Raw genomic sequence first — 16,790 nt, forward strand, 5'->3', positions numbered from 1 at the left:
CCTAAATACCTAACAACAAATGACTATTTTAGACGGTAAAAAAACTTCGGAAGCGCTCAAACAAGAGATTGCTGAAGAGGTAAAGCAACTGAAAGCTCAGGGTAAAAAGGCTCCACACTTGGCGGCTGTACTCGTAGGCAATGATGGGGCAAGTCTCACCTATGTAGGTAGTAAAGTAAAGGCTTGTGAGCAAGTGGGCTTTGAGTCTACTTTGGTAAAACTGCCTGCCGATATTACTGAGGAAATGCTTTTGCAAGAAATTGAAAAGCTAAACACTAATCCTGACATTAACGGCTATATAGTGCAATTACCCCTGCCTAAACACATCGACGAACAGAAAATACTTTTAGCTATTGACCCTACCAAAGATGTAGATGGCTTTCACCCTGCTAACTTCGGACGAATGGCATTGGATATGGAGGCATTCATTCCTGCTACACCTTTTGGCATTATGGAATTGCTCAAACGCTACGAGGTGCCCACTAAAGGCAAACACGTGGTGGTGGTAGGTCGCTCACACATCGTAGGTCGCCCTATTAGTATATTGCTCAACCAGAAAGGAGCACAAGGCAACGCGACCGTTACCCTCACTCATAGTCATACCCCAAACCTCGCCGAGCTCACCCGTCAAGCCGATATTATTGTAATGGCATTAGGTATTCCTGAGTTTCTCAAAGGTGATATGGTAAAAGAGAGCGTAACCGTGATAGATGTAGGAATCACCCGCCTAAAAGACGTTTCAGCACCTAAAGGCTATCGCATTGTAGGCGATGTAGCTTTTGACGAGGTAAAACAAAAAGCGAGTTATATTACTCCCGTACCAGGAGGAGTGGGGCCTATGACTATAGCAATGCTATTGAAGAATACACTATTAGCTTATAAATGGTATCAATGAAAATAAAAGAATCTAAATATTATCACCCTGTAAACCTCTTACAGATAGACTCTGATGACCACGTAGAGGTTTACGACAAATACAAACTTCTCACATTTAGCAATCCGTATCGTTGTTTGTTGGACGACTTAATGGCACGTATCTATATAGGCGGAGAAGATTTGGTTATCCAACGAGACAAGCTGAAACATTTTGAGAAATGCACCGACTATTATACTATAGAATACGCTTCTAAGCAAAATGAATTATACGAATCAGAAGAGTGCTATTTTCACCCAGATTTAGAAACCTTTTTGGTGATAGACAAAAATCTCTCAAACGACTACGATAACCAGATTTTTGAAGACGGACTCTACAAAGTAAATTCAGTATACTATCAAAACGACAATCCTAAGGCTAAAGAACATCTCAACACCTTATTTTCAGAGTATATCGAAAAGTATATCTCTAAAGAATCTAAGGTTTCTATATTGCTGAAAACACAAATAGGATTGGAAATCAAAACTCATAGTATCAAGCCTTACCGCATTGACTTTGAAACGATGTATAACGATGATTTCTTTGAGGTACACAGCCGAGTGAAGAATGCCTTGACGAACGACAATAAAGGGGTAGTACTTTTTCACGGCATTGCAGGTTCAGGGAAGACGAACTACATCAAATGGCTTACGAGCCAAATTCCGAATAAGAAGTTTATTTTTGTGCCTACTACAATGATAGGTTCACTTACTGACCCTGCGTTTATCAGTTTGCTCATAGGTAATAAGAACTCTGTTTTGGTACTTGAAGATTGTGAGAATTATATTGCTGAGCGCACGGCTTTCAACAGTAATACTGATGTAGTATCGTCTATACTCAACATAGCTGACGGTATGCTCTCGGACGTCTTAGAATGTCAACTGATTTGTACTTTCAATTCGGATATTTCTAAGATAGACTCAGCACTATTGCGCAAAGGCAGATTGATAGCCGAGTATAAGTTTAAAGAACTGACGGTAGAGAAGTGCAATAAGTATTTACAATCTACCGATAGAGATATCACAGTTGATAAGCCTTACTCATTAGCAGAGCTTACCAATATAGATATAAAAGAACTTAAAGAACAAAACAAACATACTAAAATAGGTTTTAAATAAATGATACGTGTATTTCTCAGTTTTCTTATTTTCTCGGTAGCATTTGCTCAAGAAACAGGTAACCGAATGTCGTTACTGTTTATGGGTGATATAATGGGACACGTGCCACAAGTAGAAGGAGCTTATGATATAGAGACCCAACAGTACAATTATATGCCTGTATTCGAAAAAATCAAGCATAAGTTTGCACAAGTAGATTTTGCTATTGCCAATTTGGAAGTAACTTTGGCAGGGAAACCTTATACAGGTTATCCACAGTTTTCATCACCTGATGCTTTAGCATTAGCTTGCAGAGATAGCGGCATAGATGTGTTGGTAACCGCCAATAATCACACTTGTGATAGAGGAAAGAAAGGAATTATACGTACTTTAGATGTGCTCGACTCTCTAAAAATAGCTCATACGGGTAGCTTTCGGAACAAAGAAGAATTTGAGAAACGTAACTTATTAGTACTTTCTAAGAATGGAATTTCAGTAGGGATACTCAACTATACTTATGGTACTAATGGTTTACCTGTGCCAGAACCTACTATTGTAAATAAAATAAATCTCGACCTAATGAAACAGGATATTGAGAAGGCAAAGAAGGCAAATCTCGACAAGTTGATAGTAGTGATACACTGGGGCATAGAATACCAACAAAGACAAAACAAAAAGCAGGAAGAAGTAGCTCAATTTCTTTTCGACAACGGTGTAGATATTATCATAGGCGGTCACCCACACGTGCTACAACCTATGTATTACTATCCTCAAACAGGACTTCACAAAGAACAGTTTATTGTTTATTCTCTGGGTAACTTTGTTTCAAACCAACGCAAAAGTCCTTCGGACGGAGGTGCAATGGTAGAATTGACCCTTTTTAAAGATGCCTACGGTACTCGAATAACCGATAAAGGATATTATTTAGTTTGGGTAAATCGTACTCCTAAAGCAAACAAGAAATATCTTTTTGAAATTTTGCCCTGTAAAGAGTACGAGAAAAATCAATACAAAGATCTCAGCGAGAATGCTAAAGACAGTATGAATATTTTCATAAATAACTCTCGAAAACTCTTTAAATCTAATGTTTTAGTGAATGAGAAATTATAGCAGCTTATTAAAATACTTCTTTTATGTATCAGTTAAAAAATAAAAGAACTTTTACGCGGTTGCTTGGATTTTATCATTCTGTCATTACCAAAGAGGTCTTGGCGTAAGGTTATCTCAGTAAAATGCTTTTGCTTTAATAACGCTTGCATTTCCTTTCCTAAATACTGATTAATTTCAAAGAAAAGACTTCCATTAGGATTTAGGCTCTGTTGAGCAAGAGAAGCTATTTTATTGTAAAATAATAATGGATTATTATCAGGGACAAAGAGTGCTAAATGAGGTTCATATTCTAAGACGTTATCACGCATCTCTTTTTTCTCAAACTGACGTACGTAGGGCGGATTGGAAATAATAATATCATATTTATTAGGAAGAATGTCTATTTGTAAAATATCTTGTTGTAAAAAATGAACAGTCACAGCGTTTAATTCGGCATTGCGTTTAGCTACCTCCAAAGCCTCCTCTGATACATCTATAGCAGTTACTACGGCATTGGGGAGAGCCTTAGCAAGAGATACGGCAATACAACCACTACCCGTTCCTATATCTAATATCTTAATATTACCCTTATTAAATTTACTCTCTTCTATTACCCACTCCACTAATTCTTCTGTTTCAGGACGAGGTATCAATACATTTTCATTTACGAAAAAACGATTAGAGAAGAACTCTGTTTCGCCCAAAATATACTGTATAGGTTTCGCTGTTTGTAATTCTCTAATCGCTTGTAAAATAGGTTGTGCTATATTTTCGGAAAGTAGCTCGCTCGAATTTGCTAATACAGTGGCTTTACTATACTTTCCATAATACTCCAAAAGAATAAAGTAAAAAGCATTTATTTCACTTTTAGGATAAAGTACTTCTAATTTATGATGAATATGATCTCTTAGTTCACTAAAAGTCATTAGTTCACTCGTATTTGTTGCCCCACTTTTAGGTTGCTACTTGCTACATCATCAAAATTATTGAGCTTCATCAGCTGTTGTACAGACACTTGTTGCTCGCGTGCTATCTTATAAAGGGTATCACCTGTTTGTACTTGATAATATACTTCAGCAATCGCCTCTTTTTCAATAGCTGTAGTATCAATAGTATTAGTAGATTTCACTGTTGTAGTTTTAGTAACAGTAGGCTTAGTGATGGCAACTTGTTTAGGTGTTGTTCTTACAACAGTAGTTGGTTTAGAAATTTCTTTTTTAGGAGTAGAAACACTTGCAACCTGGGTGTTAGAAGAAGTTATATTTCCCCCTTTAGCTGCTATTACTTGATTGTCGTACTGATGTAATTCAAACTTCTTGATAAGCGCTATCAGCTTCCTCGCATAAGTAGGATCAGTGGCATAACCTGCCTTTTTAAGCCCGTGTGCCCAGCTTTCATAATCAGTAGGATTAAGGTCAAACAATGCTTTATAACGATTGCGATTCACAAGAAATTGTGAGTGATCTTCAAATGATTCGTATGCATATTTGTATTTGCGAAAACACTCACTCTTCTCATCGTCATCGTGAGTGATGGTTTTACCGTTCCAAGTTGCGTGACATTTAATACCAAAGTGGTTATTGCCGTAACGAGCCAAGCGTCCTTGCCCCGAACCACTTTCTAAAATACCTTGTGCCAAAGTTATGCTTGCAGGAATATTGTAACGTTGCATTTCTACCATTGCAATATCCTTATAATCTTGAATATACTTTTGAGTAACGGCTGCAGTAACCTGTACCGCAGGAACTATCTCGTGAAAGCTGTCCTCTGAGATATCTCTGCGATTATGCTTTGATTCCGCTAATGCCTTATTTCGTTGTGCTATCTCCGAATGGGTAGGTTTCTTCACCTCAACCCGTGGTGCCGGTTTTTGCCCACGATAGATTACCGAATGAGAATTTCTCCCTTTCTTGTAAGGTTGATCTGAGCACGATGATATTATAAAGAGAATTAGCAATAGCAAACTAAATCTTTTCATCATAATTCAATATACTTTTATGTTTTTTAATCCGTTCGTTGTTAAAACCCTTAATTCCTTGTAAACCACCAGTATGAATGGCTAATATACGGGTATTCGGCGCAAAATATCCTTGCTTCGTGAGGGCAAAGATAGCAAAAATCATCTTACCTACATATATCGGGTCTAATAAAATTTTCGTCTGACTGTTAAAATCATTTAAAAAGTCTACTAATTCATCGGTTACTTTGGCATAACCTCCGAAGTGATAATCGTGCACTAATTCCCAATTAGTCTTAGTCGTATACTGCTTGATTATTTCACTTAAAAACGCTCCTTTTAACGCAGGAAATCCAATGACTTTCTGATGATTAGCACTCGCATTGATAAGTCCTGAAATAGTACCTCCTGTACCCACAGCTGTACATATCACATCAAAAGCACTATCCTCAGGAGTAAGTATTTCCTCACAACCCTTCACTGCCAGTTCATTAGTACCTCCTTCAGGGGCTATATAGATGTTTTCTCCATAGCGCTTCCTAAGATTTTCCAGGAATTCAGGCGTGTGTTTTTGTCGGTAAGCCTCTCTTGTAACAAAGTAAAAATCCATACCACAAGATTTAACAAACTTTAACGTGGGATTAACATCTATTTTAGAACCTAATTCATCGCCTCTAATCACTCCTATGGTCTTCAAACCCATTATTTGCCCAGCCGCTGCTGTCGCAGCAATATGATTGGAGTAAGCCCCTCCAAAAGTGAGTAGCGTTTCCTTACCTTCTGCTTGTGCTTGCACAATGTTGTATTTGAGCTTTCTGAGCTTATTACCTGATACAAAAGGGTGATTCTTATCTTCCCGCTTTAATGTAAGTGTAATCCCATCGGGCAACGGGATATTTACAGGTTCGTTCTCTATATGGAGGTTGTTAAACAATAAAGGTTGCATAGTTATTCATATCTCAAGGCTTCTACAGGGTCTAACTTCGAGGCTTTTACTGCTGGATACAATCCTGATATCACCGCCACTACAAGGGCTATACAGATAGCAATTATTATAACTCCCCACGGAATGGTAAAATCAAACTTCACAGCTTTAGATATCACATATCCCAAACTGATACCTAATACAATGCCGGTAAGTGCTCCTAATTGAGCAATCATTAGGGTCTCAGTAAAAAACTGTAAGGTAATAGATTTGCGTTTAGCTCCCAACGCTTTGCGAATACCTATCTCTTTGGTGCGCTCGGTTACCGAAACAAGCATAATGTTCAGTAGAGCGATTGAGGAACCTAAAATGGTAATCAGCCCTATAACAAAACCTGCTACTGAGAGAGTTCCTGTAATACTGCCTATGCGTTGCAATAAGTCATCACTGCGTTCTATCCCAAAATTATTCTCTTGTAAAGGTGCTAAGCCTCGTAGATTGCGCATCACTATGGTAGCATCGTTTATAAGTCCTTCCAGCTGGTCTTTGCTTTGAACGCTAATCTTGAGTTGGAAATTAGGATTATCAATAGGGAAAACACTGCGAGCAATACCTAACGGAATGAACACTTGAAAGTTCTCGTAATTACCAAAAGAAGAACTCTGTTCTTTAAGTACACCAATAATCTTGAATTTATAACCGCGTACCGAAATGGTCTTCCCTAATGGATTCACGCCTTTGAGAAGAGTCTTCTTGAAATCAGGACCTATCACACATACATAACTGTTATTTTGTATGTCGAAATCACTGAAATTGCGCCCCTCTTCTATCTCTAAACCCGAATTACCAATGTAGTACTCATCTACACCTACTACCACCGCCAATGGGTCTGTTTTCTTGTTTTCGTATTTCACTTCAGCTGAAGAAGCAACATTCATAGAGATACTCGTTTTAGCAAACGGATTGTCTAACTGTTGTTTAAACGCTACTGCTTCTTGATAGCTAATCAAAGGGTGTGGCTTTTGGGTAGTACCACTGCCCTCTGCTCGCTGACTGTATTGATATCTTGTAATCGAAAATGTATTAGCTCCCATCGTAGAAAAATTGCCTTCCAAAGTATTGCGCAAGGCAGTAATCACACTCAAAATTCCTACCAATGCCGTAATGCCAATAGCAATAATAAGCACAGTGAGAATAGTGCGCAAGAGCTGCCCTCTGATACTGTCAAGAGCTATTTTTATATTTTCACGAATTACAATCCACACGGTTTATAACAAATGCTTATGAGCGCGGTAAGATGAACGTACTAAAGCTCCACTTTCCACGTGACGAAACCCTAATGCTAACCCTATTTCTTTGTATTTAGCAAACTGTTCAGGAGTAACAAAATTCTTTACAGGAAGATGCTGTTTCGAGGGTTGCAAATACTGCCCAATAGTTACAATATCCACTTTTGCCTCTTTTAGGTCGTGTAAGGTCTCTATCACTTCTTCCTCAGTTTCTCCAAGCCCTAACATAATCCCCGATTTAGTACGGTTTGCCCCATTTTCTTTTAAGTAACGTAATACACCTAAACTGCGGTCGTATTTAGCTTGTATACGCACTTCACGAGTCAATCGGCGCACCGTTTCCATATTGTGCGAAATGATTTCAGGAGCTGCTTTCAATATACGGTTTAAGTTGCGTTCCACTCCTTGAAAATCAGGAATCAAGGTCTCCATTGTGGTATTAGGGTTCATTCGGCGCACGGCTCTCACCGTTTCAGCCCATATAATACTCCCCATATCTTTTAAATCATCTCTATCTACCGAGGTAAGTACTGCGTGACTAATATTCATCAATTTGATAGAACGCGCCACCTTTTCGGGCTCTTCCCAATCTAAACTTTCAGGACGCCCCGTTTTTACCCCACAAAAACCACACGAACGCGTACAGATATTCCCCAATATCATAAATGTAGCTGTGCCTTCCCCCCAACATTCTCCCATATTAGGGCAACTGCCCGAAGTACAAATTGTGTGAAGGTTATATCTATCAACCACACTCCTCAGCTCAGTATACTTCTTCCCAGTCGGTAATTTTACCCTTATCCACTCTGGTTTATTGCTCTTTAAGGTAGTTGAGGTCGTATTTCCTATTTCGTTTACAGCAAGTGTTTCTGCATTCATTTTTCTTTAGTATTCTATATAATTTTTTACAAAGGTACTACAAAATTGACGAATACAAAAGTTTTTAAACCTAAAAAATATCTATCTCCTATCAGAAGTATTGATTATAAGTGAAACACAGAAAGTTATTTCCTACCTTCTAACTCAAGTTTCATCACTGCAGCCCCTTATTATTCCCTTATATGAAAAAAGGCTAAAACAGAAACAAAAGTTCTATTTTAGCCTAAAAAATAATTTTATTAACATTTTGACCTTAGCGGAGAGAGAGGGATTCGAACCCCCGGAGGTGTTACCCTCAACGGTTTTCAAGACCGCCGCATTCAACCGCTCTGCCATCTCTCCAAGTGCACAACCACAATTGTTTTTCCAATTATGCGGGTGCAAAGGTACAACTATTTTTATTATCTGCAAATTTTAAAACCGAAAAATTTATATAATTTTTCGCACCTCCTTATAATCTATTGTTTTACAGATATGAACTATATTACCTTTGTAAAAAACTAATTGTTCATCGTTGCCAAAAACTCTTCGTTATTGCGCGTTTGCTTGATTTGCTTTTCCATAAATTCCATCGCCTCTATCGGGTTCATTTCCGCCAAATATTTGCGTAATACCCACGTGCGATTAAGCGTGTTTTCATCAAGCAACAAGTCATCTCTACGAGTAGACGAAGCTATCAAGTCAATAGCTGGGAAAATACGGCGGTTCGAGATACGTCTGTCTAACTGCAACTCCATATTACCCGTTCCTTTAAATTCCTCAAAAATTACCTCGTCCATCTTTGAACCTGTCTCGGTAAGAGCCGTAGCGATGATAGAAAGAGACCCTCCGTTTTCAATATTACGAGCCGCCCCGAAAAAGCGCTTAGGCTTGTGTAAAGCATTAGCATCTACCCCACCAGTAAGTACTTTTCCCGAAGCCGGTTGCACTGTATTATATGCGCGAGCCAAACGGGTGATAGAGTCCAATAATATAACCACATCGTGACCACATTCTACCAATCGTTTTGCCTTTTCAAGTACAATATTAGCTATTTTCACGTGTTCCGCAGCTTCTTTGTCAAAGGTCGAAGAAATGATTTCTCCTCGCACACTGCGTTGCATATCAGTAACCTCCTCAGGTCGCTCATCAATGAGAAGTACCATTAGGTACACTTCGGGGTGATTTTTGCTAATCGCATTCGCAATATCTTTTAAAAGCATTGTTTTACCCGTTTTAGGTTGCGCTACTATCATACCGCGCTGCCCTTTCCCAATAGGAGCAAAAAGGTCTATCAAGCGTGTAGAAACTGTAGCTCCCTTACCAGCCAACTCAAACTTTACATCAGGAAAAAGTGGCGTAAGGTGTTCAAAGAGCACACGGTCACGCACCACTTGGGGGTCAAGTCCGTTTATCTTAATAACTTTTAGTAGCGGATAATACTTTTCGCCGTCTTTAGGCGGACGCACTTCTCCGTATACAGTATCTCCTGTTTGCAAACCAAAAAGTCGGATTTGTGAAGATGATACGTAAATATCATCTGGCGAAGCTAAATAGTTATAGTCCGAAGAACGCAAAAAACCATAGCCATCAGGAGTAATTTCTAAAACCCCTTCACAATCTACCACGCTGTCAAATTCAAAATCAGGAGCGCGATAGCGGTTTTTCTTTTCTTTATCAAAATTCTCATTATTAACAGCAGTACTTCCATTGCTCACACTTTGGTTGTAATTACCATTATTGCCATTCCCATTTTGTACAGGTGAATTGTAATTTTTTGTAGGGGTAGTATTATTCTGGTGGGTATTAGAAGTTACAGGTGTATTGTTTTTCTTCTGATAAACACTTTTAGGTTCATCAACAGAAGCGGGAGTTTTAACAGCTGGCGCTTTGGTTAAGTTTTCTTGTTTAGAACTACCCACTTTTTGAGGTACTTCTATTTTCTTTTTACGCCCACGCTTTTTAGGTTCTGCTGCGTTCTCAAAAAAATTATCCTTCTGTGTTGCTTCTTTCTTGTTAGGAAGTTCTTCTTTTTGATGTTTTAAAATTAGGTCTATGAGTTCAGGCTTATTTACATACCGATATTTAGGTATATCCAAATGTTTTGCTATTTCCTGTAACTCAGATAGCTTTTTAGATTTTAACTCTACAATGTTAAGCATTTTAAATAGTTGTTATTAAAGTAAGTGATTTTTTTCAGTAGTCAAGATAAGTGAAATTCCTCTTTATTATATCGTTTAAGATGGGATATTGTTGAAAGTGTTTTTTAATCAGAGGTACTGAAATCGGGGGCAAAGATATAAAACATTTGGCAATTAGCAAACTATTTTCATTTTTTTATTGTCTTTCAGGTGAAAAACAATTCGCCCTACCTTCTTCTCATCTCCATTTTACCCCCATTCTAAATTGATTTCACTCTCATCTTATCCCCAACTCAACTTTCTTTTCCCTTCGTTTTAACCCCTGTTATTATTCACTCTTGATTATTAATTCTCAAGCACTTATACACCCCTTGTATAACAATCGTCCAAGATTCGTATAAGTATCCTATAAGCTTTGTATAAGCTAACACTATCTCAAACACACCCTCACTTTTCTTCGATATCTTCCGTTCCCCTCCGAAAACTCCAATATGTCGCTTTTGCGGTACACACTTTGCCAAAGTTCATTATTGGTTTTATTGGCATTATTTGGTATTATTGACATTATTCGGTATTATTGGCATTATCGGCATTATCAATTTATTTTGTAGTATCAAAAAAAGAATGTATTTTTGCCCTCAAAGCAGTAACTATGAAAGAACGCAACCCACTCATCGATGTGCTCAAAGGTTTTGCTATCATTTTGGTAGTAATAGGGCACGCCTCGCAATGGTTTTCAGGTGATGACCGCACCAACCCGCTGTATGTAACCATCTACGCCTTCCATATGCCCTTGTTTATGTTTCTTTCAGGCTATGTGAACTTCAACACTCGTGGCGAACTGAACCTCAGTAAACGCTTTCAAGTGTTAGTCATTCCTTTCTTCGTATGGTTCTTAATTTCGGCTACTTATCACGGTTATATCCTCGATGTACAAAAAGTGTGGGAACACTTGTGTATCCTGATTTATAAACCTACACAGGGAATGTGGTTCTTGTTGTTGCTCTTTTGGGAGTGTGCCCTCCTTTACCTCGCTTTGAAGATTAATAAACACCGCGAAATATGGGTAATGATAGGTCTCTGGAGCATTCTCATCTTCTTGCACCGCGTTACAGGAGCACAACCTATTTTCTACGGATTGCCCGAATTGTGTTGGTATTTCATCTATTTCTCATTGGGCTATGCCACACACAAATACCAACCGCAAGCGCTGAAAATACTACGCCCCTTCGGTTGGGCGAGCCTTATTGCTTTTCCGCTCTTATTGCTCTCCCCTGTTGATAAAGCTCATTACATACTCCACTCTCTCCGCTTGTACGCTTTGGCACTTACGGGTATTGCTGCTTCTTATGTGTTATGGGAATGGCTGTGTCGCTCAGAAAATAAAGTGACACAATGTTTGAAGTATTTAGGAGGTATTTCGTTAGAAATATATGTCACCCACTATTATATGCGCTTCTTAGTACCCTATATCAAAGAATATATAAGTGATAACTTCTATTTGAATGTAGCAATCTTTACCGTTTTAGCTGTCATCGCCTGCGATATAGTGCAACGCTTAGTTCAGCACATAAAATGGCTAAGAAGAATCCTCTATGGCAGGTTTTAGATAGGTAAAGGGTAAAAGATAAAAAGTAAAAAATAAGTCGCCAGCACTAATGTCTGACGACTTTTAACTTTTAACTATTCACTTTTCACTTCATTCATTTCTTTTTGCGCTTTTCTCGCTTCTTCTATATAGGTTTTGAACTCTTTGCCGTATTTTGAATTAGCAACCTCTTTGTTGAGCTTCCCATAAATAGAATCTAAGTATTTCACACGGGTGTTAGGCGCATCAACTAACACTATATAAGGCGTAATATACGAATCGGGGTGAGTGAGGGCGTAGTTCAGCACAAAAAGGTGACGGCGGAAGTTATTCTTCTCTGAAGCTGCATTCAGCGAATCGGCTAAGGTGGTGTTACCCGCCTTAAAAGCATTCACTTGTTGTTCGAGAAGTTCAGCATTACGCATTCCGAACTGTCGCATCGTGTGGGCATACTCGCCATACTCTTTTTGCGATTGTGAACCACTGATATTGGCTTTCACTTCAAACATATCATAAGAACTGTTGATAGTAATCTTCTTAGGCTCACCAAAGAACATCAATCGGTCACCGAGGTCGGTACCTGCTTGCTTTTTTAAATCAAGGTAAATAAAAAAAACTTCAGGACTCTCTAAGTGTCGTTTGAAGGTAAACTTTCCATCGCCTTTTGCCACTACCGAATCGATATTAGTGAGCTTATCGTTTACAAACTGTTGCAAATAGATAGTTCCTACCTTCAACCCGTCGATATTGCCTTCTACAATCATTGTGTTCTTTTCGTCCTTGTTGCAAGCGAGCATCAATAATGCCGACATTGCTAATACTATTCTTTTCATTGTATTTTAGTTTTTAATCATTATTACATTTGTGTTTCTACCCTTCATCAATTGATAATTATGTGCCACACTTTGGTTTCTGCTTGCTATCAATTGCTCATTACTTGTCGCACTTTCGTTTCTACACATCATCAATTGATAATTCTTCGTTACATTTTGTTTCTGCTTGCTATCAACTGCTCATTGCTCGTCACACTTTCGTTTCTACACATCATCAATTGATAATTCTTCGTTACATTTTGTTTCTACCAATTATCAATTGCTCATTGCTCGTCACACTTTGTTTTCTACTTGCTATCAACTGATATCGGTCTGTTACACTGTTGGGGCTACTTGCTATCAACTGCTCATTGCTCATCACATTTTGTTTTCAATTCATCTTCTACAGAAAATTATCTCCCGCAGCTTGGGGAAGCTCGTGTTCTACAGAATTTTCTCTCCCGCAGCTTGGGGAAAGCCGTGTTCTGTAAAATTTTCTCTCCCACAGCTTGGGGAAAGCCGTGTTCTGTAAAATTTTCTCTCCCGCAGCTTGGGGAAGCTCGTGTTCTACAAAATTTTACTCAAAACAGTTTTTTACTATTTTTCAAAAATAATTACCGACTTCATTGTTTGTGCTTTGTTCTGTGTTTCCTCGTATTCTTTTTCAGGAACAGAATCTTTGGTAATGCCTCCGCCTACATATAAATAGGTTTCGGTATCGGTGATTTGCATACAGCGCAAATTCACATAAAGTGCTTGGCTGTTTGGAGAAACCCAACCACAATAACCTGTGTAATACTGTCTGTCATAAGGTTCATTCTTTAAAATAAAGGTACGCGCTTCCTCGGTAGGATAGCCACAAACCGCTGGTGTGGGGTGCAAGCGTTGTACTAAATCATCAGCTTTATCAAGGGCAATTTTACCTTTAATTTCAGTGCATAAATGCATTACACTACCTGCACGCACGGTGTGAGGTTCAGAAACTTCAAGACCTTCAACATATCCTTGCAACTGTTGTACAATAGTATCTGTAACAATTTGCTGTTCTTCGCATTCTTTCAATTCCCAGTGCACTTCTCCTTCTTTAAAAGGTTGCGTTCCTGCCAATGCCATTGTGCAAAAGTCTTCACCATTACTGCGGAAAAGCGTTTCGGGCGTAGCCGCTAACCAAGTCCCTACCTTAGGGTGATACCACAAATAGCAAAATGCCGAAGGATATCGCGTCACTATATTAGTAAAACTCTTAAACGGATTCACCTTTCCTTTGATAGTTATCTCACGCGAAAGTACCACTTTCTCAAAATGTCCTTGATGTATTTCATCAATCGCTTTGCTTACTAATTCAATGTGCTTTTGCTTTTCTTTAGGGCTATCGGCGATAGTTATCTTTTCAGCAATAGTAGTGTTTGCTTCTTTAGGCAGTTGTCCATATAGTACATCTCCCTTTAATAGGATACGCTTTTCAGCGGAAAAAGGAACAAACAGAAAACCTACTTTTTGCGAGTCGGTATCATAATCATAAATTGCTCTATCGTTTTGCCTGAGCAAAAGCACGCAATCGGTATTAGGTTCTTTAGCGAGCACCAAAGGCAACTGCTGTGTGTAATGCGTTTTGGCAATTGCTAACAGTTCTTCAAATGAAAAATCTTTCATCGTACTACGCTTATATGGTTTGTGAATCATAAAAGGCTTTGAACACGCCGTTTTGCGCCAACAGTTCTTCTTTGGTACCTTGTTCTACTACTTTACCGTCGCTGAGCATCAGTATTTTGTCGGCGTATTTGGTGATGGACACACGGTGACTCACAATGAGTACTGTTTTGCCTACCAAGCTATCGCGCAAGTTAGTGAGAATTTTCTCTTCGGTATCGGTATCCACGGCAGATAAACAGTCGTCCAATAGATATATTTCGGCTTCTTTGAGCAACGCTCTTGCGATAGCTACCCGCTGACGTTGTCCGCCACTGAGCGACACCCCACGTTCTCCTAATATCGAGTCGTATTGATGGGTAAACTCAATGATATTATTGTGCACTGCGGCTTTCTCGCAGGCTTCTATCATCTCCTCTTCAGTAGCGTGCTTGTTGCCAAAGCGCAGGTTGTTGCGAATGGTATCCGAAAATAAAAAGTTCTCTTGGGGCACTACCGAAATCCCTTTGCGCAAGCTGTGCAAGTTCAGTTCTCTCACGGGTTTCCCCCCGATGCGCACTTCGCCTTCTGTAGCGTCGTACATACGGGCTACAAGGTCTAAAATAGTAGTCTTCCCACTACCGGTTTTGCCGATAATCGCCACCGTTTGTCCCGCTTTAATCTCAAACGATACATTTTTAAGCGCCTCAATGCCCGTATCTTCATAGCGGAAAGAGACGTTGTTGAAACTGATATCACCTTTAATAGGCGTGAGCTCTCCTACCTGATTGCGTATCTGTGGTACTTCCGAAAGGAACTCGTTGATGCGCTTTTGTGAGGCTTCCGCTTGTTGCACAATTGAACTTACCCAACCTACCGTTGCCACAGGCCAAGTGAGCATCATCACGTAAATACTGAACTCTACAATCACCCCTATTGATTGTATTTCGCCGGTGTAGTAAAGTCGCCCCCCGATGAAAATCACAAAGATAAGGCTGAGTCCTATCATCAATATCATTGTAGGAATAAAGAAAGCTTGTATCTTAGCGAGTTTGATATTTTTCTGCCTGCCGTCTTCGGCTAACACTGCCAATTGTGCATCGGTAGCAGCTTCGTTATTATACGATTTTATCACCCCAATACCCGAAAAGGTTTCTTGTGAAAAAGTAGAAAGGTCTGATAAATACGCTTGCACCTTCATCGTTTCTATATTGATTTTCTTGCTCATTTTGTAAATAAGCAAAGAGAGAATAGGCAATGGGATAAGGGTGTAGAGCGTGAGTTTAGGAGAAATGATAAACATTAGCGGAATCACACAAGCGAAGAGCGTAATGGTTTGGACGCTGTACATAATGGCGGGACCTGCATACATACGCACTTTCGATACGTCCTCACTGATGCGGTTCATCAAATCGCCCACGCGATTGCGCTTGTAGAAATTGAGCGATAGTTGTTCGTATTTCTTAAAAATCTCGTTCTTCATATCGTATTCGATGTAACGAGATACATTGATAATCAGCTGACGCATAAAGAACATCAGCACTGCCGATATGATAGTCGTCCCGATGATAATCAGTGCGTACTCAACGAGAAGAGAAGTCATTTGTGAGGCATCTTTACTTGCAGATTTTGCAAAGTCCTCAATCGCTGCGATAGAGTTTTTCACGTATCGCGGCATAAAGAGCGAAAACACTCGCGACACTATAGTAATGAGTATCCCAAGTAGTAAGTGGTATTTATATTTATAAAAATATTTGCGTATATGTCTCAGATGTGCCATTGGCTTAAATTCTCAATCAGAGTGCAAAAGTAATAAATAATGGATAAATAACAATAGATACGTAAGTATTAAAACTTCGGCAATTCCCAATGGTATTTTACCGATAACAACCGTACGGCTATCACTACCATTATAGTGATGAAGACTACTAAATTGTGATTCATAAAGCCGTCGATAAGAAAATAAACCGTTCCCCCTGCAATACAAGCCGTTGCGTAAATCTCTTTATGGAAGACTGCCGGCAGTTTGTTTGCTAATATATCTCGGATTACCCCTCCAAAACTACCCGTCATCGTTCCCAAGATAATAGCAATAGTAGGCGACAAGCCAAAACGCAAAGCTTTTTCAATCCCAATAATCGTGAACACACCTAGACCAATGGTATCGAACACCATCAGCGATTTGCTCCAATGCTCAGAAAACTGCTTTTTGAAGATAAGAGTAATCACCACACTAATGACAATCATCAGTATATAAGTAAGATTGTTCATCCAGAACACAGGTACACTACCTATCATAATATCGCGGAGTGTCCCCCCTCCTACCCCTGTCACAAAGGCTAAGATAAGCATACCAAACACGTCCATACGGCGCTCTAAGCCTACTAATACGCCTGAAACACCAAACACAGCTGTCCCGATTAAATCCCAGAGGTAAATCTGGTCAATCTGCGATAATATTTTTACAAGTTCTTCCATTTTGTGTTCTGAGT

At 39.2% G+C, this 16,790-nt stretch carries 14 protein-coding genes and 1 tRNA gene; 4 read left to right on the forward strand and 11 right to left on the reverse strand.

The annotated features are described in order from the left end of the window. Nucleotides 1-19: 19 nt before the first annotated feature. From folD to RCZ04_RS09665, 3 genes are read left to right on the forward strand one after another with little or no spacing between them, the layout of a single operon-like run. Nucleotides 20-895: a bifunctional 5,10-methylenetetrahydrofolate dehydrogenase/5,10-methenyltetrahydrofolate cyclohydrolase gene (folD, locus tag RCZ04_RS09655; protein ID WP_460485831.1), complete on the forward strand. Its 876-nt coding sequence runs from the start codon at nt 20-22 to the stop codon at nt 893-895. Then, nucleotides 892-2,031, forward strand: coding sequence for a P-loop NTPase family protein (locus RCZ04_RS09660; protein ID WP_460485832.1), 1,140 nt, complete (start codon nt 892-894; stop codon nt 2,029-2,031). The genes folD and RCZ04_RS09660 overlap by 4 nt, the downstream gene beginning before the upstream one ends. After that, complete coding sequence (locus RCZ04_RS09665) at nt 2,032-3,120, forward strand: CapA family protein (RefSeq protein WP_460485833.1); 1,089 nt, start codon at nt 2,032-2,034, stop codon at nt 3,118-3,120. A gap of 32 nt (nt 3,121-3,152) precedes the next feature. On the opposite strand, the gene prmC is transcribed toward RCZ04_RS09665, so the two are convergent. The 7 genes from prmC to rho all read right to left on the reverse strand — a co-directional run bounded on the left by prmC (nt 3,153) and on the right by rho (nt 10,290). Next, a complete protein-coding gene (gene prmC, locus RCZ04_RS09670) occupies nt 3,153-4,025 on the reverse strand; it encodes a N5-glutamine methyltransferase family protein (protein ID WP_460485834.1) in 873 nt (290 codons plus the stop codon). Next, the gene (locus RCZ04_RS09675) at nt 4,025-5,080 is read right to left on the reverse strand and encodes a glucosaminidase domain-containing protein (RefSeq protein WP_460485835.1); all 1,056 of its coding nucleotides are present in this window, start codon (nt 5,078-5,080) and stop codon (nt 4,025-4,027) included. Before RCZ04_RS09675 ends, prmC begins: the two co-directional genes overlap by 1 nt. Continuing rightward, nucleotides 5,064-6,002: a 1-aminocyclopropane-1-carboxylate deaminase/D-cysteine desulfhydrase gene (locus RCZ04_RS09680; RefSeq protein WP_460485836.1), complete on the reverse strand. Its 939-nt coding sequence runs from the start codon at nt 6,000-6,002 to the stop codon at nt 5,064-5,066. The genes RCZ04_RS09675 and RCZ04_RS09680 overlap by 17 nt, the downstream gene beginning before the upstream one ends. A gap of 2 nt (nt 6,003-6,004) precedes the next feature. Beyond that, nucleotides 6,005-7,246: an ABC transporter permease gene (locus tag RCZ04_RS09685; protein ID WP_460485837.1), complete on the reverse strand. Its 1,242-nt coding sequence runs from the start codon at nt 7,244-7,246 to the stop codon at nt 6,005-6,007. A gap of 3 nt (nt 7,247-7,249) precedes the next feature. Next, entirely contained in the window at nt 7,250-8,149 is a 900-nt protein-coding gene (lipA, locus tag RCZ04_RS09690; protein WP_460485838.1) for a lipoyl synthase, read from the reverse strand. A 257-nt stretch (nt 8,150-8,406) separates the two neighbouring features. Further along, nucleotides 8,407-8,491 (reverse strand) — tRNA-Ser (locus RCZ04_RS09695). 158 nt (nt 8,492-8,649) lie between these two features. Beyond that, complete coding sequence (gene rho / locus RCZ04_RS09700; protein ID WP_460485839.1) at nt 8,650-10,290, reverse strand: transcription termination factor Rho; 1,641 nt, start codon at nt 10,288-10,290, stop codon at nt 8,650-8,652. A 631-nt stretch (nt 10,291-10,921) separates the two neighbouring features. Between rho and RCZ04_RS09705 the strand changes: the two genes are divergently transcribed. Continuing rightward, complete coding sequence (locus RCZ04_RS09705; RefSeq protein WP_460485840.1) at nt 10,922-11,878, forward strand: acyltransferase family protein; 957 nt, start codon at nt 10,922-10,924, stop codon at nt 11,876-11,878. Nucleotides 11,879-11,952: 74 nt separating this feature from the next. Here RCZ04_RS09705 and RCZ04_RS09710 read toward each other — a convergent pair whose 3' ends face one another. The 4 genes from RCZ04_RS09710 to RCZ04_RS09725 form a co-directional block, all read right to left on the reverse strand. Then, a complete protein-coding gene (locus RCZ04_RS09710; RefSeq protein ID WP_460485841.1) occupies nt 11,953-12,690 on the reverse strand; it encodes a DUF4369 domain-containing protein in 738 nt (245 codons plus the stop codon). Nucleotides 12,691-13,266: 576 nt separating this feature from the next. Beyond that, complete coding sequence (locus RCZ04_RS09715; RefSeq protein WP_460485842.1) at nt 13,267-14,322, reverse strand: chorismate-binding protein; 1,056 nt, start codon at nt 14,320-14,322, stop codon at nt 13,267-13,269. A 10-nt stretch (nt 14,323-14,332) separates the two neighbouring features. Then, complete coding sequence (locus RCZ04_RS09720; protein WP_460485843.1) at nt 14,333-16,078, reverse strand: ABC transporter ATP-binding protein; 1,746 nt, start codon at nt 16,076-16,078, stop codon at nt 14,333-14,335. Nucleotides 16,079-16,146: 68 nt separating this feature from the next. Then, nucleotides 16,147-16,776, reverse strand: a complete 630-nt coding sequence (locus tag RCZ04_RS09725) for a trimeric intracellular cation channel family protein (RefSeq protein ID WP_460485844.1) — start codon at nt 16,774-16,776, stop codon at nt 16,147-16,149. Nucleotides 16,777-16,790 lie beyond the last annotated feature (14 nt).

The sequence above is a fragment of the Capnocytophaga sp. HP1101 genome (assembly GCF_054772415.1).